The organism is Croceivirga sp. ABH4_376, assembly GCF_056160685.1.
In genome coordinates this window covers 523,948-544,478 of the sequence record NZ_JBSWXQ010000001.1, presented here as the reverse complement: position 1 = coordinate 544,478, position 20,531 = coordinate 523,948, and the positions used below count along the sequence as shown (strand labels likewise).

At 37.1% G+C, this 20,531-nt stretch carries 21 protein-coding genes; 13 read left to right on the top strand and 8 right to left on the bottom strand.

Annotation, left to right across the window (positions count from 1 at the left end; genetic code table 11):
- Positions 1–2 precede the first annotated feature (2 nt).
- Positions 3–1,580: a SulP family inorganic anion transporter gene (locus ACXAGS_RS02405; protein ID WP_474904206.1), complete on the bottom strand. Its 1,578-nt coding sequence runs from the start codon at positions 1,578–1,580 to the stop codon at positions 3–5.
- A gap of 254 nt (positions 1,581–1,834) precedes the next feature.
- A complete protein-coding gene (locus ACXAGS_RS02400; protein ID WP_474904204.1) occupies positions 1,835–2,749 on the bottom strand; it encodes a nicotinic acid mononucleotide adenyltransferase in 915 nt (304 codons plus the stop codon).
- A gap of 124 nt (positions 2,750–2,873) precedes the next feature.
- On the opposite strand from ACXAGS_RS02400, the gene ACXAGS_RS02395 reads away from it, so the two are divergent.
- Positions 2,874–3,875, top strand: a complete 1,002-nt coding sequence (locus ACXAGS_RS02395) for an NAD(P)H-dependent glycerol-3-phosphate dehydrogenase (protein ID WP_474904202.1) — start codon at positions 2,874–2,876, stop codon at positions 3,873–3,875.
- Here ACXAGS_RS02395 and ACXAGS_RS02390 read toward each other — a convergent pair.
- Positions 3,872–4,228: a hypothetical protein gene (locus ACXAGS_RS02390; RefSeq protein ID WP_474904200.1), complete on the bottom strand. Its 357-nt coding sequence runs from the start codon at positions 4,226–4,228 to the stop codon at positions 3,872–3,874. The genes ACXAGS_RS02395 and ACXAGS_RS02390 overlap by 4 nt on opposite strands.
- Before the next feature lie 56 nt (positions 4,229–4,284).
- On the opposite strand from ACXAGS_RS02390, the gene ACXAGS_RS02385 reads away from it, so the two are divergent.
- From ACXAGS_RS02385 to ACXAGS_RS02355, 7 genes are all read left to right on the top strand, one after another.
- Positions 4,285–4,821, top strand: coding sequence for a CvpA family protein (locus ACXAGS_RS02385; RefSeq protein WP_474904199.1), 537 nt, complete (start codon positions 4,285–4,287; stop codon positions 4,819–4,821).
- Positions 4,822–5,055: 234 nt separating this feature from the next.
- The gene (locus tag ACXAGS_RS02380) at positions 5,056–5,553 is read left to right on the top strand and encodes a CAP domain-containing protein (RefSeq protein WP_474904197.1); all 498 of its coding nucleotides are present in this window, start codon (positions 5,056–5,058) and stop codon (positions 5,551–5,553) included.
- Between the two features lie 101 nt (positions 5,554–5,654).
- On the top strand, positions 5,655–6,197 hold the full coding sequence (locus tag ACXAGS_RS02375; protein ID WP_474904796.1) for a 3-hydroxyanthranilate 3,4-dioxygenase: 543 nt from the start codon (positions 5,655–5,657) through the stop codon (positions 6,195–6,197).
- 1 nt (position 6,198) lies between these two features.
- Positions 6,199–6,570, top strand: a complete 372-nt coding sequence (locus ACXAGS_RS02370; RefSeq protein ID WP_474904195.1) for a DUF1304 domain-containing protein — start codon at positions 6,199–6,201, stop codon at positions 6,568–6,570.
- Between the two features lie 75 nt (positions 6,571–6,645).
- Complete coding sequence (gene amaB, locus ACXAGS_RS02365; protein ID WP_474904194.1) at positions 6,646–8,199, top strand: L-piperidine-6-carboxylate dehydrogenase; 1,554 nt, start codon at positions 6,646–6,648, stop codon at positions 8,197–8,199.
- A gap of 333 nt (positions 8,200–8,532) precedes the next feature.
- Positions 8,533–9,453, top strand: a complete 921-nt coding sequence (locus tag ACXAGS_RS02360; protein ID WP_474904193.1) for an OmpA family protein — start codon at positions 8,533–8,535, stop codon at positions 9,451–9,453.
- 26 nt (positions 9,454–9,479) lie between these two features.
- A complete protein-coding gene (locus tag ACXAGS_RS02355) occupies positions 9,480–10,127 on the top strand; it encodes a hypothetical protein (RefSeq protein WP_474904191.1) in 648 nt (215 codons plus the stop codon).
- A 36-nt stretch (positions 10,128–10,163) separates the two neighbouring features.
- Here the strand turns inward: ACXAGS_RS02355 and ACXAGS_RS02350 are convergent, their stop codons facing one another.
- Positions 10,164–11,159 (bottom strand): acyl-ACP desaturase, encoded by a 996-nt coding sequence (locus ACXAGS_RS02350; RefSeq protein WP_474904189.1) that lies wholly within the window; start codon positions 11,157–11,159, stop codon positions 10,164–10,166.
- 57 nt (positions 11,160–11,216) lie between these two features.
- A complete protein-coding gene (locus ACXAGS_RS02345; protein ID WP_474904187.1) occupies positions 11,217–11,945 on the bottom strand; it encodes a metallophosphoesterase in 729 nt (242 codons plus the stop codon).
- A 124-nt stretch (positions 11,946–12,069) separates the two neighbouring features.
- On the opposite strand from ACXAGS_RS02345, the gene ACXAGS_RS02340 reads away from it, so the two are divergent.
- Positions 12,070–13,014 carry a carbohydrate kinase family protein gene (locus tag ACXAGS_RS02340; RefSeq protein WP_474904186.1) on the top strand — a complete coding sequence of 315 codons (945 nt, stop codon included), beginning with the start codon at positions 12,070–12,072 and terminating at the stop codon, positions 13,012–13,014.
- On the opposite strand, the gene ACXAGS_RS02335 is transcribed toward ACXAGS_RS02340, so the two are convergent.
- Genes ACXAGS_RS02335 through ACXAGS_RS02325 form a run of 3 tightly spaced genes read right to left on the bottom strand, consistent with a single transcriptional unit; the run spans position 13,011 to position 15,776 of the window.
- Entirely contained in the window at positions 13,011–14,147 is a 1,137-nt protein-coding gene (locus tag ACXAGS_RS02335; RefSeq protein WP_474904184.1) for a DUF5929 domain-containing protein, read from the bottom strand. The genes ACXAGS_RS02340 and ACXAGS_RS02335 overlap by 4 nt on opposite strands.
- Positions 14,144–14,902, bottom strand: a complete 759-nt coding sequence (locus tag ACXAGS_RS02330) for an SDR family NAD(P)-dependent oxidoreductase (protein ID WP_474904182.1) — start codon at positions 14,900–14,902, stop codon at positions 14,144–14,146. The genes ACXAGS_RS02335 and ACXAGS_RS02330 overlap by 4 nt, the downstream gene beginning before the upstream one ends.
- Before the next feature lies 1 nt (position 14,903).
- Positions 14,904–15,776, bottom strand: a complete 873-nt coding sequence (locus ACXAGS_RS02325) for an aldo/keto reductase (RefSeq protein ID WP_474904181.1) — start codon at positions 15,774–15,776, stop codon at positions 14,904–14,906.
- Between the two features lie 157 nt (positions 15,777–15,933).
- Here ACXAGS_RS02325 and ACXAGS_RS02320 point away from each other — a divergent pair, with 157 nt between their 5' ends.
- From ACXAGS_RS02320 to ACXAGS_RS02305, 4 genes are all read left to right on the top strand, one after another.
- Positions 15,934–16,935 carry an AAA family ATPase gene (locus ACXAGS_RS02320; RefSeq protein WP_474904179.1) on the top strand — a complete coding sequence of 334 codons (1,002 nt, stop codon included), beginning with the start codon at positions 15,934–15,936 and terminating at the stop codon, positions 16,933–16,935.
- 78 nt (positions 16,936–17,013) lie between these two features.
- Positions 17,014–17,880 carry a DUF58 domain-containing protein gene (locus ACXAGS_RS02315; protein ID WP_474904178.1) on the top strand — a complete coding sequence of 289 codons (867 nt, stop codon included), beginning with the start codon at positions 17,014–17,016 and terminating at the stop codon, positions 17,878–17,880.
- A 2-nt stretch (positions 17,881–17,882) separates the two neighbouring features.
- Entirely contained in the window at positions 17,883–19,532 is a 1,650-nt protein-coding gene (locus tag ACXAGS_RS02310; RefSeq protein ID WP_474904177.1) for a BatD family protein, read from the top strand.
- Positions 19,532–20,530, top strand: a complete 999-nt coding sequence (locus ACXAGS_RS02305) for a vWA domain-containing protein (protein WP_474904175.1) — start codon at positions 19,532–19,534, stop codon at positions 20,528–20,530. The genes ACXAGS_RS02310 and ACXAGS_RS02305 overlap by 1 nt, the downstream gene beginning before the upstream one ends.
- Position 20,531 lies beyond the last annotated feature (1 nt).

The window sequence follows — 20,531 nt, the reverse complement described above, 5'->3', positions numbered from 1 at the left end:
CGCTAAAACTTGTCTGAAACCACTTTATAGGTTGGGTCTTCCAATACATTAACTTCTATAATACTGTCTGCGTTTTGTAACAACCTTCTACAATCGTTGCTCAGATGCTTTAAATGTACTTTTTTACCTGCCTTAGCGTAACGCTCGGTAATTTTGTGCAATGCCTCTATCCCAGACATATCTGCTACCCTACTTTCTTTAAAATCAATAATTACTTCTTCTGGGTCATCTTGTACATCAAATTTTTCTGCAAACAAGGTGGTAGAACCAAAGAATAAAGGACCGTATATTTCGTAATGCTTAACACCATTCCCATCTGTATGTTTACGTGCACGGATACGCTTTGCATTCTCCCAAGAATAAGCAAGTGCAGAAATTATCACTCCTAATAAAACGGCCACAGCCAAATTGTGTGTTATAGCAGTAATTAGTGTTACCAAAACCATGACGATCACATCTGACTTAGGCATTTTACCAAAGGTTTTAAAGCTGGCCCATTCAAACGTACCAATGGCAACCATAAACATTAAACCCACCAACGCCGCCATAGGTAAGCGTTCTATTAAACTACTACCAAACATTATAAACACCAACAACATAACTGCCGCGGTAATACCGGATAATCTTGCTCTTGCTCCAGAAGAGGTATTAATTAAACTCTGGCCAATCATAGCGCAACCACCCATTCCAGATAAAAAGCCAGAAAAAATATTACCAACGCCTTGTGCTACACATTCTTTATTACCCCTACCTCTGGTTTGGGTAATCTCATCTACAATATTTAACGTTAATAAGCTTTCTATTAACCCAACCCCAGCAACTATGGCTGCGTAAGGAATAATTATCTTAAAAGTGGCCCAAGTAAATGGAATTTGCGGAATAGATAAAGGAGGAAAACCACCTTTTATGGTCTCGCCTTCTCTCATAATATCGGCAACCGTTAAAGTGTTAACCCCAAAACCAATAACTATAGCCGAAACAACTATTATAGCCACCAAAGATGAAGGCACCACCTTGGTTAATTTTGGTAACCCCCAGATAATAAGCATGGTAAGCAAGGTTAGGCCCAACATTATGTACATAGAGCTGCCCGTCATTAATTCTCCAGTTTCTTTATTGTAAAAATTAGGAAACTGCGCCATAAAAATTATTATGGCCAAACCATTTACAAAACCAAACATTACGGGTTGTGGTACTAAGCGGATAAATTTACCCAAACGCAATACACCTGCTAAAATTTGCAATACACCTGCAAGAATTACGGTAGCAAACGTATAATTAAGAATGGTTACGGGTTCTATACCCGGAAACGTATTTTTCAATTCTAAAATAAGCCCAACAAATATTACCGCCACGGCACCGGTTGCGCCAGAAATCATTCCCGGTCTACCGCCCAAAATAGATGTTATCAATGCCATTACAAAAGCTGCATACAGACCAGTTAATGGAGAGAAACCTGGAATTAATGCAAAGGCAATAGCTTCTGGCACCAAGGCCAATGCCACTGTTAAACCAGACAATATCTCTGTTTTGTAATCTACTTTCTGACTAAAATCGAAAAGGTTTAGGTACTTTTTCATGTTTCCTAATTAAGCCGGCAAAATTAACACTAAATGCGGGTTTAGCTAGTAAAGGAATCATTTTTAAGAATTTATCAATCTAAAAACATCATATTTAAACATTTACAAAGCCCTACGAGCAATTAGAAAATTAAATCGTAATTAAAATTGGCCAAAAAAAACCGCCCCGTGTAATCCAAAGGATACAGCGAGGCGATTTCTAACTAAATAACCAACCAAAAAACGTTTATATAGTCGTTTAGGAAACAGTTTCCTTACAGACTTCTAGCACGGGATACGTCCATTTTTTTATTATTGGATTTTGAACGTTTTTTACCCGTTTTATCATCAGATTTTAAATATTGTATGTAGCCTCTACCACTAAACTCATAAAGCGTACCGCTGGCTACATGGTACAATTCTATTGTACTATCATCTATAACGTACAACTCAAAGTATTCATTGCCTAGATAGTCATAATCCAGTGTTAAAGTTTTTAAAGTGGGCTCATTGGTATCATATATTTGGTAAGCCCCTTCATAGTCCCAAAGCAAATTACCTAATGCGGTACCATTGGCATCTTGGGAAGATTGAAAGACGCCTCCAACATCATCAAAAAACCGCATATAATTTTCTGCATCAAAATCGTTTATGGCTCCTTCCTCACTAGTAAACGTTTTTTCCCAAGCCGTATATTCCTGTAAAAAGTAGGTAAGGTTCTCATAAAACATCCGGTCGTAATCAAAATTTCTTCTTTGATATCCATTTAAAAAATAACTGGTGTTAGAACGCGGATCATGCATTTCCAAGGTGTTGTTGTTTACTACATATAAATCTAACAACCAAAGGCCGTCTACATCATGATCTATCTCTATTTGGCCCGTAAAAGTACCATAGCTACCAACGTCTATACCAAGGCCGTTCCCTGTTTTTCCTAATCCTACAATATTGTTATTGGCATATACAACCCCATCTTTAAAACTTACAGTGAACGCATTTTGAAGAAAAGGTACCTCTCCATTACCGTCCGTGGCATTAATATCTACGTACCATAAATCAAAAGATTGTAAAACATCATCCGTATGTACGGGAGATGCTACCAAATAATCGTCTTCTATGATAACTTCGGTATAACAAGAGCTCAAAAAAACTAAACTTAAAATTCCTAATAGTATACTTTTTGTTTTCATAATCATTCGTTTTTCGATTCGTTATTATAAAACCAAGTATTGTGCCAAAATGGATAACCCACTAATAACAAGGGTTTAACCTAATATCAAAATCTATATTTAACTTTGGCGCAGACAAAGAAGAATGAAAGCAAAAACAAAATACGCTGTTTTAGGTGGTGGTAGTTGGGCAACTGCCTTGGTTAAAATTTTAACTGAAAACAATAACACCATACATTGGTACATGCGTAGCGTGTACGCCGTAGAACATCTAAAGCGAGAGCACCACAACCCAAATTACCTTAGTTCGGTAGAATTACAACTAGATAAATTACAATTAACTACAGATATTAACGAAGCGGTAACGGGTGCAGATGTCCTAATCTTCGTTATACCCTCGGCGTTTTTAGCCTCAGAATTAACGCAACTAAAAAATTTACCGGAAGAAAAAATAATTTTTTCGGCCATTAAAGGTATTGTTCCGGAGACTGGCAGAATCGTAGGGGAACATTTTCATTTTGAGTACGGCATACCTTATGACCAAATTGGTGTAATTACCGGTCCTTGCCATGCGGAAGAAGTGGCTTTAGAACGACTATCTTACTTAACTATTGCTTGTTCCGATGATTCCAAAGCAAAGACATTGGCCAAAGATTTACGCAACGAGTATATTAATACCAAAACTTCTGACGACATTATAGGTACGGAGTATGCCGCCGTACTCAAGAATATTTATGCCATTGCTGCCGGAATTGCCCATGGCCTTGGTTATGGCGATAATTTTCAAAGCGTGTTAATGAGTAATGCTATCCGAGAAATGAAACGCTTTATTGGTAAAGTCCATAAAATGAAACGTAACATTAACGATAGTGCCTATTTGGGTGATTTATTGGTTACAGGCTATTCTGTATTCAGTAGAAATAGAATGTTTGGAAACATGATTGGCAAGGGGTACACGGTAAAAAGTGCAATGATGGAAATGAATATGGTAGCAGAAGGCTATTATGCGGCCAAAAGCGCCCATATATTGATGGACAAACTAGAAAAAAAATCCAAAACGCCCATTATCAACACGGTGTACAGTATCCTATACGAAAATAAAGACCCCAAAAAAGCATTTAAGAAACTTACGGAAAAGCTAGATTAAGAAATATAGGCTTTTTCCAAAAAATAATTGACCAAAGCTTCTTTCATTAAAATAGCTTGTTCACCGGCCTTTAGGTTGGGTAATTGTTCTTTTACCTTGTAATGTGGCCAGCCGTCTGGGTCGTAAAAATCAAATTCGTAAAAACCATACGGTTCTAGCAACCTGCAAATAGCTATATGCATAAGGTTCACTTTTTCATCCTTTTTAAAAGTGCGCCCTAATTGCCCTAATTCTTGTACACCCACTAAATAGATAATACCGTCCAGATCCAAAGTATCTCCATCCGCAAATTTATCCGATAGCTTTTTTACCAATAGCTCCCACTGCTCCTTTAACTTACTATTTCCTGTCATACCTTTAAAACTACAAAGGTAAAACGCAATATCCTATATTTGCCTAAACACGTACCATGACTTTTATAGATATTGTTTTAGGGCTATTACTTATATGGGGTTTGTATAAGGGTTTAAAAAATGGTCTTTTTGTAGAACTAGCCTCATTAGTGGCCCTTATAGCTGGTATTTATGGCACTATACATTTCTCCTACATAGCCGGTGCCTACATAGAAAACAATACAGAGTGGAATCCTAGTTACGTTAAAATAGCATCTTTTTTAATAACCTTTATAATAATAGTACTTGTAGTACATTTTGCAGGTAAACTACTTACCAAGATTGCAGATTTTGCCATGTTAGGCTTGTTAAACAAAATAGCAGGTGGCATTTTTGGAGCACTTAAGGTAGCTATTATTGTTGGTGCACTTTTAGTTTTTTTTGAAAAAGCAACCGCTTCTTTCAACTTTATAGACAAAGAAGATCAGACCGATTCTATTCTTTATGGTCCGGTTAGGGACATTGGAGCGCTGGTCTTTAGTAAGGTGTTCTCTGAAAACGAACAGTTAGACCACGAAGACAAGGAAGAAAAAGAAACCTACATTTCGCTTTAATAACTTATAACTAACGGTTTAAAAGAAACCTACCGCAGCCCCAATAAAAATAGGTATTTTCCTACATATTACATTTTTCATCGATAAAATGCAAGTGTATTTCGTCGATAAACCCCTGTTTCACTTAATCTTACGGCTTATCGAAAAAAATGGGTAGTTAAGGATAATTTCATGTTTCGGTAACATTCTAAAATACATTCGCAGTGAGAACAAACAATGAAAACCGATTTGAAAATGAAACGTTTATTCCCCCTTGTACTTATTCTTGTAATTAGTATTACATCTTGCAGCACAATCCCAACGGAAGAGGAAACTGCTTTGTATGAAGAGAACACCACTGAGGCAGTAAGTTTGGTTCTTTCTGATAATGAGCAGGCCTTATTAGATATAATAAATAATCATAGAGAAGATTTAGGATTAGCCCGTTTGGAGTTCAACGCAGTAATTTACGAAGTGGCAGAAGAACACAATATGTATATGATCACCAATGATGCTTTAAGTCATAATAACTTTAACGAAAGAGCTTCTAAAGTTGCCAAGAAAACAAAAGCAAAAAAGGTAGGGGAAAATGTTGCTAGAAATTATAATGATGTAGTTTCGGCTTTTGATGGGTGGATGTCAAGCAATTCGCACAAGAAGACCATAGAGGGAGATTATACACATACCACTTTAAGTATAACTGAAAGCAATACAGGAGATTTGTATTATACACAAATCTTTTATAAAGAATAGATTATAGAAATTAAGTTAAGTGTTTTTAAAAAGGGTTGCCAATGGCAGCCCTTTTTACTTTTAAAGCACAAAGCTTTTTTTGTACCTTTCTTAAAAAAATAATGGCCATTAAAGCTCCTTTTAATCTAAATAAGTGGATAGAAGAAAATAGAGAACTCTTAAAACCTCCTGTTGGTAATAAAAACCTGTACAAAGATGCTGGTGATTACATTGTAATGATAGTTGCAGGGCCTAATGCAAGAAAAGATTACCATTACAACGAAACCGAAGAGCTTTTTTATCAATTAGAGGGCAACATAGAGGTACATATACAAGAAGAAGGAGAAAAAAGAACTATGGTATTAGGCCCAGGAGATATGTATTTACATCCGGCCAAAATACCCCATTCTCCTGTTAGACATGAAGGTTCTATAGGTCTAGTAATAGAGCGTAAACGTAACGATTTAGAAGGAAAAGATGGCCTTTTATGGTTCTGCGACAATTGCAATAACAAATTGTACGAAGCCTATTTTACTTTAAATGATATTGAAAAAGACTTTCTAAAGCATTTTAAACAATTTTATAGTAGTAAAGAACTCCGTACCTGTAATTCTTGTGGAACGGTAATGCCTACAGACCCACGGTTTGTAGCAGAAAATGAATAATATGGGCTTTCTTTATAAAATCTTGGCTATACTAGTTGCGCTACAACACGTATACTTTCTGTACTTAGAGATGTTTGCATGGACCACAAAAGCAAAAAAAGTGTTTAAATCCATGCCAGAACATTTATTTGAGCCCACTAAAACATTGGCGGCAAATCAAGGATTATACAATGGTTTTTTAGCGGCAGGTTTAATTTGGAGTGTTTTTATAATAGATTCACTTTGGTCTATATACGTAGCGTTTTTCTTTTTTAGTTGTGTATGTATTGCAGGGATATATGGTGGCTATACAGCATCAAAAACCATCTTTTACGTACAGGGTATTCCTGCTTTGTTAGGTATACTTGCCTGTATAGGAAATCTATTTGGTTAAGCCACAAAAAATTAAAATACCTACAACTCTACAATATTTGTATTTTTGTAACAATCAATGCTAAAAATGTTATAAATGTCAGAAACAGCTCAAAGTTTTCAAATACAAGAAGCTCTTGAACAACTAGGAATACAACAAGAAAACAATGGAACATCTACTGGTAACCTTTGGTTTGGTTCTGGTTCTATGTTAAGTTCTACCTCTCCTGTAGACGGTGCTTTTATAGCTAAAGTTAGTACCACCACTAAGGAAGATTATGAACAAGTAGTGGAAAAAGCACAAGAAGCTTTTAAGACTTGGCGTAGCCTTCCCGCTCCACAAAGGGGAGAAATAGTTAGACAGTTTGGTGATAAGTTACGTGAGTTAAAGGAGCCCTTGGGCAAGCTTGTTTCTTACGAAATGGGAAAATCTTACCAAGAAGGTTTGGGCGAGGTACAAGAGATGATAGACATTTGTGACTTTGCCGTTGGTTTGTCTAGACAGCTTCATGGTTTAACCATGCATTCTGAAAGACCTGGCCACCGTATGTATGAACAATACCACCCAATGGGTTTAGTGGGTATCATTTCTGCTTTTAACTTTCCTGTTGCGGTATGGTCATGGAATACCGCCCTTGCATGGGTTTGCGGTGATGTATGTATTTGGAAACCATCTGAAAAAACACCTTTATGCGGTATTGCTTGCCAAAACATAATTGCAACCGTATTAAAGAACAACAATTTGCCAGAAGGTATTTCTTGTATTATAAATGGTGATTATAAGGTTGGCGAATTTTTGTCACAGGATAATCGTGTACCCTTGGTATCCGCAACAGGTTCTACTAGAATGGGTAAAATAGTTGCGCAAACCGTTGCCGGCCGTCTAGGTAAATCGCTATTAGAACTGGGTGGAAATAATGCCATTATCGTTACCCCGGATGCGGATATAAAAATGACGATAATTGGGGCTGTGTTTGGGGCAGTTGGTACTGCAGGCCAACGTTGTACATCAACTAGAAGGCTTATAGTTCATGAAAGCATGTACAAAAAGGTAAAAGAGGCATTGATAAATGCCTATGGCCAGTTAAAGATTGGTAATCCATTGGACCAGAACAACCATGTTGGGCCACTTATTGATACGGATGCGGTAGCCAATTATCAAAATGCATTGGACCAAGCTGTTAAGGAAGGGGCAAATATTCTAGTGCCAGGTGGTGTTTTAGAAGGAAATGGTTACACTAGTGGTTGTTATGTAAAACCAGCAATTGTAGAAGCTAAGAATGATTATAAAATTGTTCAGCAAGAAACATTTGCGCCAATTCTATATTTATTAAAGTATAGCGGCGATGTAACCAATGCCATTGACCAGCAAAACAATGTGGCACAGGGGCTATCTTCTGCAATAATGACCAATAATCTTAGGGAAGCAGAACGCTTTTTATCTGTTGCGGGTAGTGATTGTGGCATTGCCAATGTAAATATAGGAACGTCTGGGGCCGAAATTGGCGGTGCCTTTGGTGGCGAAAAAGAAACCGGCGGTGGTAGAGAAAGTGGTTCTGATGCTTGGAAGGTGTATATGCGTAGACAAACCAATACAATCAACTACACTACTGACCTTCCCCTTGCACAAGGAATCAAGTTTAATTTATAAAATAAAAAGCCGTTGCTTTTAATAAGCACCGGCTTTAACCAACTTAACTAACTCAAACTTAAATAAGGTAACCCTATTTCAATGCCGGATCTTTGTCGGGAGAAATAGGGTTTTATATTTAAAACGCTATACAAGTAAGCAATAATCATAGTTTTTATGTGCTAAAATTGCATAATTGGTACGCTTTTCTGTACAACCTGCCAATATGCGCTATTCTCGTGCATAATAAGGGATAGGGCATTAAACACCTGCTAATCAATATTTTCTTATATTTTTTAACTTTTTCTTTGGTTTTTTTATAATTTGTGGGCTATAACACTAATTATTAACAAGATGACCAGAAATTTGACCTATTTAATAGGTATTATTTTCACCATTGTTCTGGGTACGTTTCTTTATTTTACACTTTGCAGTGATTGCAGGTTAGTCACTAGCAGCTCCGATGAAGTTTTATCCGAATCGGAAAAAATTGAAACTCCAAAAACACCAGAACCAACTGCATTTCCGTTTACCGTTAATGGAGATGACTTTAGCTTAACCGCTCAAGAGAACTTTAATTTTTCTTTTTCTGATGCAGATTACCTAACCCCATTGTCTACCATGCTTACTATGGCAACGGATAGTTTAGGGTCCTATTTAAAAGATAATTCAGATAAAGGGGTTACCATAACCGGATTGTATACCTCAGAAGAAACCAACAATTCTGCATGGCCTAATTTAGGTATAGCCCGTGCCAATAGCGTAAAAAATCATTTGGTACAATTAGGCGTACCCTCTAGCCAGACCCAAATTACCGGTAAGCTTATGGACAATCTTATCCCCAAGGATAGTATATTCTTAGGGCCAATCTCTTTTGATTTAGACGACAAAAAGGTAGAATCTAAAGAACAACTGGCAGACTTATATAAAAAAATTACGGATGATCCATTGATTTTGCATTTTAAGACCGGAGAAGCCTCTATTGACCTGAGTACGGAACAGCGCCAAAAAATTGCAGACATAGCCCATTATCTAGATCAGGTACCAGAAGCACAGTGTGTTGTTACTGGCCATACGGATAATACCGGCAACCGCATCAACAACATAACGCTTGGACAAGAAAGAGCAGATTTTGCAATGGCCTATTTTATTAGAAATGGCATTCCAAGTACTAAAATTGTATCTAACTCAAAGGGACCTGATGCTCCGATAGCTTCTAATGCTACCGAAGAAGGCAGGTCTCAAAATAGAAGAACTGTTGTAACACTTAAATAATCTCTATAACCCTTAAACTTTAAAAAATGAACTTTGATAATATCTGGTGCTGGTTAATTCCATTATTGGTAGGCGCAATTTGCGCAATTTTAGGCTACCTCTGGGGCAAAGGCAATAGCAAGACAGAAGTAATAGACAATTCTGCGGAGCTTAAAAGCTTAAATGATAAGAATACAAAATTACAAGCGGAACTAAATGCCGCCCAAAGTAAACTTGGCGCTGCAACTGTTACGGATCATACTACACAATTAAAAACTTTACAGGATGAAAATGCACAATTAAAGGTAGATTTAGACGCTTGTAAGGGCAAACTTAAAAGTGCCTCCGCCACAAATGTGGTCTCTTCCTTAGCAGCAAGTGGGGCAACGGCCTTAGCCTTTAATGCCGATGCTGCCAAGAGTGCTTACGGTAAAAAAATTAAACAAGACGATTTAAAAATAGTTGAAGGCATTGGCCCAAAAATTGAAAGCCTTTTCCACAATTTTGATATTAAAACATGGAAAGCCCTTTCTGAGACTTCTGTAGAAAAATGTCAAGAAGTGCTTAATTCTGGTGGTGAACGCTACAGAATACACAATCCTGGTTCTTGGCCACTACAAGCCAAAATGGCTTATGAAGGCAAATGGCTAGAATTGGTAAAATGGCAAGATGAACATAAAGGCGGTAAGCTTTAAAACTAAAAAGCCGGTCTACTATTAGACCGGCTTTTTTTATAACATTCCGTTTGCTTCTACCCATTTAAACCTGTAAGGGTCCATGGAGAATCGCATCCTATCTTGTATACGTTGTAAACGCCCTGGTAATTTCAACAAATACTCTCTAGCCTTATCCGCTTGTTCAGAAAGTTCTCTTACATTTTCTAAATCCCAAGCAGCATTTAATTTCTTTAAAATATCTATATAATCTTGAGCGGTATAAACCCCTAAACGTTGAGCACAATTTGAAAACTGCTCAAATGCTTCGCCCATACTGCCACCGCTTTCCCTTAAAAAATGCGCGGGCATTACAATTTTTTTCTTCATCATATCCGCAAAAGCTAAAACCATTCCGCTTGGATCATATTCCATAATGGTCTTTACAAACTCACGATAGGCCAAATGATGGCGCATTTCGTCTCCGGCAATGATGTTACACATTTTAGCCAAAAGGGCATTACCCTTTTGCTTGGCCAATTTACCTACACGTTTATGCGAAATATTGGTTGCCAACTCCTGAAAAGTGGTGTAAACAAAGTTTTTATAAGGATCTCTATCCGTACCAATATCAAAACCATCTGCAATTAAATGCTGGGTGGTAATTTCAATTTCGCGCATGTTTACCCTACCAGATAAGTATAAGTACTTATTCAACACATCTCCATGCCTATTTTCTTCTGCAGTCCAAGCACGCACCCATTTAGACCAACTATTTTCCTTTCCATCATGTTGGTCTACGCCTTCTACGTCCATTAACCAACTTTCATAAGTTGGCAATGCTTCTTCGGTAATGGTATCTGCAACAAGGGTTACCCAAAAATCATATCCTAATTCTTTGGCTTCTTCTCTTAACTGCTCAACCTCATCAAAAAAAGTTTCACTTTGTGAATCTGGCAAGAAATCCGTGGGTTGCCATATTTTTTCTATCGGCATTAAAAATTGATCCATAAACCCTTGTACTTTAGGCTCTATGGTTTGCATCACTTCTAACCGAATATTTTTAAGGGACATAAATAGCTATTTTAAGTAAAGTTCCTTATAAAATTCTTAAAACACCTTAAAAAAAACCTAATTTCTACCATTTTCTGATGGATACAACGTGTGCACGGGATCACTTTGCCAAAATTCTTTGGTGGCAATGTCCATAATAGTTAATGGTCCTTTAAAGGCCGCTCCCGTATCTACATTCCAAACATTGGCGCCATTTTTAGGGGTAGCTACACCTGTTTTGGAGATAGGCGTGTGCCCAATAAATATTTCGTTATAACTGGCTAACCTTTTAGGATACTTTTTATCTGAAACATCCAAATTACCATCTACTACCTGGGCTAGTTCCCAAAGCGTCCTGTCCCAATAAAAAGACTGTTCAAAATATTCATGTTCTATTCCCTTTAAATTGGTGAAGCCAGCATGTAAGAACAAATTGTTCTTAGTGTCCAAATAGTAATTTTTTAGACTTGCAAAAAAGTTTAAATGAGCTTCCCAAGCAGACCTGTTTGCGTTTAAATAAGAGGCCTTTGTTGCGGCCCCTCCATGAATTAACCATGTTGGATTGTCCTTATCTGTAAGCATCCAATCCCGGCACAATTCGTCATGATTACCCCGTAAAAAGGTGCAATTATGGGTTTTATCCAACTCAATTAAATATTGAACCGTTTCAAAAGCGGTGCTCCAAGCGTCTACGTAATCTCCCAGAAAAACTAAGTGATCATTTGTAGTAGAAACCATTGCTCTTTCCAAAACCTGCTCCAGTGCCCTAACACCAGAATGTATATCTCCAATAACTAATGTTCTCATAGTACAATTTGATACAATATTATTGGTTTAATTACCAAAGAACGAAAAGTTAAGGTAAAGTTTTGGTGCACTATTGGAGTAAATAAATTTCTGTGTACCTTGCCAACCTTAGTAAATGTTAAGCATGACACGTATTTTTTGCATAGGAGAGTTATTGATAGATTTTGTGGCAGAAAATCAAGGCAGTGATTTGTCTTTGGCCAATGAGTTTACTAAAAAAGCCGGTGGTGCACCTGCCAATGTAGCCTGTGCAATTGCCAAGTTAGGTGGTAAAAGTAACTTTATAGGTTGCGTGGGCAAAGATCCGTTCGGTACTTTTCTGTTAAACGTACTTAACCAAGAAAACGTAGATATAAGTCTTGCCCAAAGAAGTAAAAAATTTACAACCTTGGCGTTTGTATCTATTGCAGAAGATGGTGAACGTGATTTTGTATTTAGCCGTGGGGCCGACAAGGAATTAAAATATGATTCTACCATAAGAAACAAATTTCAAGGCCACATGGTGCATTTTGGTGCCGCTACCGCCTTGTTAGGTGGCGGTTTAGAAGAGGCTTATGGTCATTATTTATTTGATGCTATAACTAAAGATTGTTTTATAAGTTTTGACCCCAACTACCGTGTAGATTTATGGAAAGACAAAGAAGAAACCTTCATTAAAAAAAGTCTTGCATACGTAGAAAAATCGCATCTGTGTAAATTTAGTTTAGAAGAAGCCTTATTGCTATCTGGTAAAGAAACGGTAGAGGAGGCCTGTATTAAACTACATGAGGTGGGCACAGAAATAATCACGGTTACCCTAGGTAAAGACGGCACCTATGTGAGCACGCCACAAAACCAAAAAACCATTGCCAGTATTGCTGTTAATCCTGTAGACACAACCGGAGCTGGTGATGCTTTTATAGGCTGTTTACTATACCAAATAGCCAAATTGGACGACCCTAGCAGCTTAGCTACTAATTTTGATTTGTTGTGTGACATGGTGGGCATGGCAAATAAGGCTGGTGCCATTACTACAACCCAATATGGAGCTATTATTGCATTACCTAGCTTAGAACAATTACAAGCTTAATTATATTTTACTTTACGTATAACACGTAAAGCCTCTTTTAATTCTTGATATACCGCTTTGTTGTGCCTCTTTAAATAAGGTCTTAATTCTTCCATTTGCTCTTTAGACTCCTCAAAACCATTTAAATAGCAAATAAGATAGGTGTCTGGCAAGCTTAAAAGGTCTTTTTCCTCCAAAGCATTTAGTGGCGTTCCTTTTATCAATTTAGTGGTAATGTTATTATTGCTGTTGTAAAGGTGGTACAAGGTTTTTTTATCATATTGAGGCGGCTCAAACAAAAGCTCACTTTCTATTTTATACTTACCGTTTTCAAAAAAGCGTATGGTTACTTTTTCTAGTTGATAATATTTCTGGCGTTTACCTAGACCCAAGTGGACGTATTCTAAAATAGAGAACGAATTTTCATCATAATGGATAGAAATTTCATCTAAAGCCGAATAAAAAAGTTTTACTTGTTCGTTAATCAATTCTATATCTACCCTAGAAAAATAAATTTGGTCTTTTACCCGCTTGGTATGACCCGCCCAACAAACCACAAATTGTTCTTTAAAGACTTTGTAATGGCTGGTTAAATCGGCATGTTTAAAATGAATAAAATCTACCACACCATCTAAAGTTAGTTCTATGTTATTACGGGCGTGTTGTTCTATAGTGGCTACCTTTTCTGAGTTGATATCTTTTAGTTCTATATCAAATACCTTGGGCAAGCTTATGCTACCTTCCCTAAAAAAAACCGACCCACCGTAGTACTTCCAAATATTCTTGCGCAAAGCACACACCTTACCGTTGGATGTTATGGTTACCAAACCAACTACTTTACCTTCTGGCAAATGCGGAAAAGGAATATTCTCATAGGCAATTAAGGGAGGGTTATCTAAATACGCATTAACTAAGTTTTGAATTTTACTGTCGTCAAAAAAATCTACTCCAACAATTTTATTGTCCTCATCTTCTACCCCAATTACTATAAAAGAATTGTTTTTAGGATTGCTATTGGCCAGCGCGCAAACGTGCTTTAAAAACTTGGCCTTGCCCTCTTTTTCTCCAATAGATATATAGCGTTTTTTATCATAGAAACTGTTCTCGTCATTATGTGCCAAGAGGTTTTTAATGAGGAGACGTTTGTTAATCATACGCTTTTATTAATTAGTGTAGACGAAGCTTGTGCTGTTGGCATCACCGTTAAATCTGCAATATTTACATGGTATGGTCTGGTAACCACAAAATGAATAATCTCTGCAATATCTTCTGGCTTCAAGGGCTGGTAACCCTTATATACATTATCTGCCCTATCCGTATCCCCTTTAAACCTAACTTCGCTAAAGGCCGTGGCCACTAACCCTGGGTTTACGGCACCTACCCTAATGCCATATTCATTTAAATCTATTCGCATTCCTTGGTTTATGGCGTCTACTGCATGTTTACTGGCACAATAAACATTACCATTTGGGTATACTTCTTTACCTGCGGTAGAACCAATATGTATAATATGCCCCGCTTGGCGTGCTACCATTTGCGGAATTACAGCTTTACTCACATACAATAAACCCTTTACGTTTATATCCATCATTGCATCCCAATCTTCTATACTACCTTTATCTATGGGATCTAAACCGTGGGCGTTACCTGCATTGTTTATTAGAATATCTATTTGGGAAAAAGGAGCTTCTAAACTTTCAATCAACTTAAAAACTTTGTCTTTGTCACGCACATCAAAACAAAGTGTAGTTACTTCGGTGGTTTTACCCAACTCTTCTTGTAGTCTTACTAGTTCCTTTTGGTTTCTGCCACATAAAATTAACCTAAACCCATTGGCCGCTGCAAAATATATTGCGGTTGCTTTACCTATGCCACTAGTGGCGCCTGTAATTAAAATAGTCTTCTTCATATTAGGGTGCTTCGTTACCATTAGATGCTTCTAACAACAAAAACCAATCTTGTAAATCCAATTGAATTTGGGCGGCTTTTAAACTAGCTGTAATACGTTCTTTTGTGGCCGTGCCCACAACCGGCATAACCTGTGCCGGATGCTTCATAATAAAAGCCAATAGCAGCATGCTTTCATTTACATTGTACTTTTGGACTAACTTTTCTAAAACTACCTTTAATCGTTTGTTTTGCTCATTATCTTCCCTAAAATAGCTTCCTAATGGGCTCCATGCCATGGCGATTCTATCATTGATGATACAATCATCAAAAGTTCCGTCATAAATAGGGTTTAAATGTGTAATGGAAAACTCTACTTGATTGGCCTCAATCTTAACTTCTTTTTCTAATAAAGCAATTTGAGAAGGCGTAAAGTTAGAAACCCCAAACTGCTTTACCTTACCACTAGATTTTAAACTTGTAAATGCCGCTGCTACTTCTGCAGGTTGCATTAACGGGCTTGGTCTATGTAATAGAAATAAATCTAAATAGTCCGCATTTAATTGTTTTATAGAACGCTCTGCAGAATATACAATGTAATCGGCATCATACTGATAATGTTTTACCTTGTTTTCCCTTCCACTGGTCATTTGTATACCACACTTGGAAATTAGCTGTATAGATTCCCTTGCTATTTCACTTTCTTTTAAAGCTTTACCAAAAAGTCCTTCGTTACCATAATCGCCATAAATATCTGCATGATCAAATGTGGTTACACCATTAGCAACACAATGTTGCATTAAATCTACCATTTGGCTTGTATTTAAACCTTTGCCCCAACTACCCCAGGTCATGGTGCCCGCCGCAATTTTAGAATATCTCAGTTTATTTGTCATAGGGTTAGAAAATTAAAGATAATTACCTTAAAACCTTCACAAAACTAAGGCTTGCCAACTTATTTTAACCATTAATTAACAGACCGATTTACAATTAATTTTCATTTTGCAGAATGTTAAATTTCTAGATTATTTTTTAGTTAATATAGACTAACGTATGGAAGAAAATACTACGATTGATATTGCTGCCGTTAATGAAAAAATTGCCAAGGAAAGCGCATTCATAGATTTGCTTAGGCAGGAAATGAATAAGGTTATCGTAGGCCAAAAACACATGGTAGAGCGTTTGCTCATCGGTTTGTTGGGGCAAGGCCATATTTTGCTAGAAGGTGTGCCAGGTTTGGCTAAAACATTAGCAATTAATACGCTTAGTAAAGCGGTAAAAGGTTCTTTTAGTAGAATACAGTTTACACCAGATTTACTACCGGCAGATGTGGTGGGTACCCTTATTTATAATATGAAAGAGAATGATTTCTCTATTAAAAAAGGACCTATTTTTGCCAATTTTGTATTAGCAGATGAGATCAATAGGGCTCCTGCCAAAGTACAATCTGCACTTTTAGAGGCCATGCAAGAAAAACAGGTTACCATTGGGGACGAAACCTTTAAGTTAGATGCGCCCTTTTTAGTAATGGCAACCCAAAACCCGGTAGAACAAGAAGGTACCTACCCCCTACCAGAAGCGCAGGTAGACCGGTTTATGCTAAAAACGGTAATAGATTATCCTAAACTTACAGAAGAACAGTTAATCATAAGACAAAATCTATCTGGGGCAAAGACCGTGGTAAACCCTGTGGTAACAACAGAACAAATTCTTAGTGCGCAAAAAGCGGTTAAGGAGGTTTATATGGATGAAAAAATTGAAAAATATATCCTAGATTTAATATTTGCCACACGTTATCCAGAAAAGTACAACTTAGAAAACCTTAAGCCCTTAATAAGCTTTGGCGCATCTCCAAGGGGAAGTATAAACTTAGCAACCGCTTCTAAATGTTATGCATTTATAAAACAAAGGGGCTATGTGGTACCAGAAGATGTTAGAGCCGTAGTACACGATATTCTTAGACATAGAATTGGTATAACCTATGAGGCCGAAGCAGAAAATATTACCTCTGAAGAGATTATAAATAAAATTGTAAACCAAGTAGAAGTGCCTTAGTAGGTAAACACTAGGTTTATGTACCTATAACGTTAACCAACTAAAAACCAAATTAGGCCCAAACTGTTTACAACTTAAATGAATACAAAAGAGCTTCTAAAAAAAGTACGTAAAATAGAAATTAAGACACGTAGGTTGTCTGATCATATTTTTGGAGGAGAATACCACTCTACCTTTAAGGGGCGTGGTATGACTTTTAGTGAAGTAAGACAGTACCAATTTGGAGACGATGTGCGTAACATAGACTGGAACGTTACCGCACGCTACAATGAACCGTATGTTAAGGTTTTTGAAGAGGAACGTGAGCTAACCATGATGCTTATGGTAGATGTTAGTGGCTCGGAACTTTTTGGAACCACTAATCAATTTAAAAAAGAAATTCTGGTAGAAATATCTGCCACCTTGGCTTTTTCTGCTTTACAGAATAATGATAAAGTGGGATTGATTCTTTTTTCTGACGAAGTAGAATTGTTTATTCCACCTAAAAAAGGCAAAAGCCATGCCCTACGTATAATCCGTGAGCTACTAGAGTTTGAACCCAAAAGCAACAAAACCAACATCTCAGAGGCCTTAAAATTTTTAATAAACGTTATGAAAAAGAAAGCAATCGTTTTTGTGCTTTCTGATTTTATAACAGATAATTATTCCGATACGTTAAAAATAGTGGGCAATAAACACGATGTTACCGGTATTCGTGTTTTTGATGAGAAAGAAGAGTACATTCCAAATTTAGGGATGATTCAAGTTGAGGATGCAGAAACTGGCCAATTGCAATTGGTAAACACCAGTTCTAAAAAAATTAGAAACGAGTATTGGAAATACCACTTGGAGCGTGTAGATTATTTTAAAGATGCTTTTACAAAATCTGGTAGTGGCACCATTAGTTGCCGTGTAGATGAAAGCTATGTAAAGAAACTGTTGGGCTATTTTAAAAGAAGAGGGTAAGCATGAAGAGGGTCTTTTTACATATAATAAATAAGCTGTTCCACGCTTCGCTTTTGTTGTTCGTTTTGCTTTTGAGCTTTTTTGCCAATAGCCAAGAAAACACTACGGTAAAAGCAGAAATAGATACAACACAAATAAAAATTGGAGAACAAATAAAGTATACCATTACGGTAGAAACCGATTCTTTAAACCTTGTGTATTTTCCAGAAGACCAAACCTTTTCGCCTTTAGAAATGGTTGAAGCCCTAAAAATAGATACCACCAAAAACAAAGACCGCATAACCTTACAACGCATATATGCGTTAACCCAGTTTGACAGTGGCTCATATACAATTCCACCACAACGTATCGCCATAGATGAGCAACCCTTTATGACCGATTCTTTTTCCATTAAGGTTGGAGACGTAGCCGTAGATACTACCAAGCAAAAAATGTATGATATAAAAGCCTTGGTGTCTGTAGAAAAGCAAAGAGGCAAATTGTTCAAAATAATTCTCTTGGCATTTTTGGCGCTTCTTATAATTGCTGGTTTACTCTACTATTTTGTGGTACGCAACAAACCCCTGACAGAAGAAGAAAAAATTGCATTACTACCTCCATATGAAAGGGCCATTAAACAATTGCACGAACTGGAGAACTCTAGATATTTAATTCAAGACGAATACAAAAAATACTATTCTGAACTAACGGACATCGTTAGGTCTTATTTGGAAGAAGATGTGCATATTTCCGCCTTGGAAAGCACAACGGACCAGTTGTTGGAGCGCTTGGAGTTATTAAAAGACGCTGGAGAACTTAGTCTGGACGACGAAACCTTAGAACAGTTCAAAAAAGTTTTTAAGACAGCAGATTTGGTAAAATTTGCCAAGTCCAAACCTCCTATTTCCGTAGCAGAAGACGATAGAAAAGCAGTAGAAAAAATAGTAATAAAAACCAAAGAAGCACTACCAGAACCTACGGAAGAAGAGCTACTTTCCAATGAAGATTATTTAGAAGAATTACAAGCTAAAAAACAGAAAAAACGTTTACTCATCGCTGGCGGAATATTAGCGGGTATCTTGGTTTTAGGCACCAGTGTTTCCATAGCCTATTTTGGTTTTAAAACGGTAAAAGACACGGTTTTTGGTTACCCAACCAAAACGCTCTTAGAAGGAGAGTGGGTTAAAAGCGAATATGGCTTTCCAATCTTGGTTTTAGAAACACCAGAGGTATTGGTTAGAAAAGAAACCGCTACAACAGGTGAGCAAGCAGCACAAATTGAAAACGTTCAAACTTTTGACTACGGCAGTATAACGGACAAACTTTATATAAGGGCAAACGTTACTACATTTAAAGAGAAAAAGGAAGTAGATGCAGAGGCTGCCGTTACGGGCATCTTAAAAGATTTAGAAAGTAAAGGCGTAAAAAACATCATCCCGAAACAGGATGAATTTTATACCAACTCCGGTAAGCCTGGCGCCAAAATTTACGGGTCTGGTTTATATACAAAAGAAGGGGAGACAGACGGTAAACGAATTAAATACACCGTAATCCTTTTTGCGGGTAACGGTTTTATACAACAATTATTTGTTACCTGGGAAGAAGGTGATGAATACGCAGAACAAATTGTACAACGTATATTGGCCACGGTCGATACTAATACGCAAGGTTAATGTTACAGAATATAGAATTTGCCAATCCTGAGTTTTTCTGGTTGCTTTTAGTGCTCCCAGTAGCCTTATTATGGTTTGTTCTAACCCGTAAAAAACAAACTGCGTCTTTAAAATTATCCAGTACAAATGCCTTTAAAACTAAAAGTATTTGGTCTAAACTAAGACCTTCACTTTGGGCATTACGCTTATTAGCCCTTGCAAGTATTATTACCGCATTGGCCAGACCACAAACCGAAGATATTTCTACACGGACCAAAACAACAAAAGGAATAGACATTGTTATGGCAATAGACGTTTCTTCTAGTATGTTGGCCCGTGATCTTACTCCTAATAGACTTTCTGCACTTAAAGAAGTTGCGGCAGAGTTTATTAAAAAAAGACCCAATGATCGTATTGGCTTAGTTGCATATGCCGGTGAGAGTTACACCAAAACACCCATTACCAGCGATAAATCTATTGTACTTTCTGCGCTTAAAGACATACGCTACGGACAGTTAGAAGATGGTACTGCAATTGGTATGGGCCTAGCCACCTCCGTTAACAGATTAAAAGAGAGCAAAGCCATTAGTAAAGTCATAATTCTTCTAACAGATGGGGTAAATAATAGCGGCTTTATAGAACCGCAAACTGCGGCAGATTTAGCGGTAGAATATGAAATTAAAACCTATACCATTGGTTTGGGCACCAACGGTAACGCACTAACACCTGTTTCTTACAAAAGAGACGGCTCCTTTCAATATGGTATGAGGCCTGTAGAATTGGATGAAGCATTATTGCAAAATATAGCAGAGGTTACCGGCGGCAAATATTTTAGGGCCACGGACAATGAAGAGCTAGAAGAAATTTATAACGAAATCAATAAACTAGAAAAAACCGAAATAGAGGAGTTCAAATATTATAAATACGAGGAAAAATTTAGGCCTTTGGTGCTTTTGGCAGGTGCTTTGCTATTAATAGAATGGCTTTTGCGTGCAACAATATTTAAAAGCTTTATTTAAG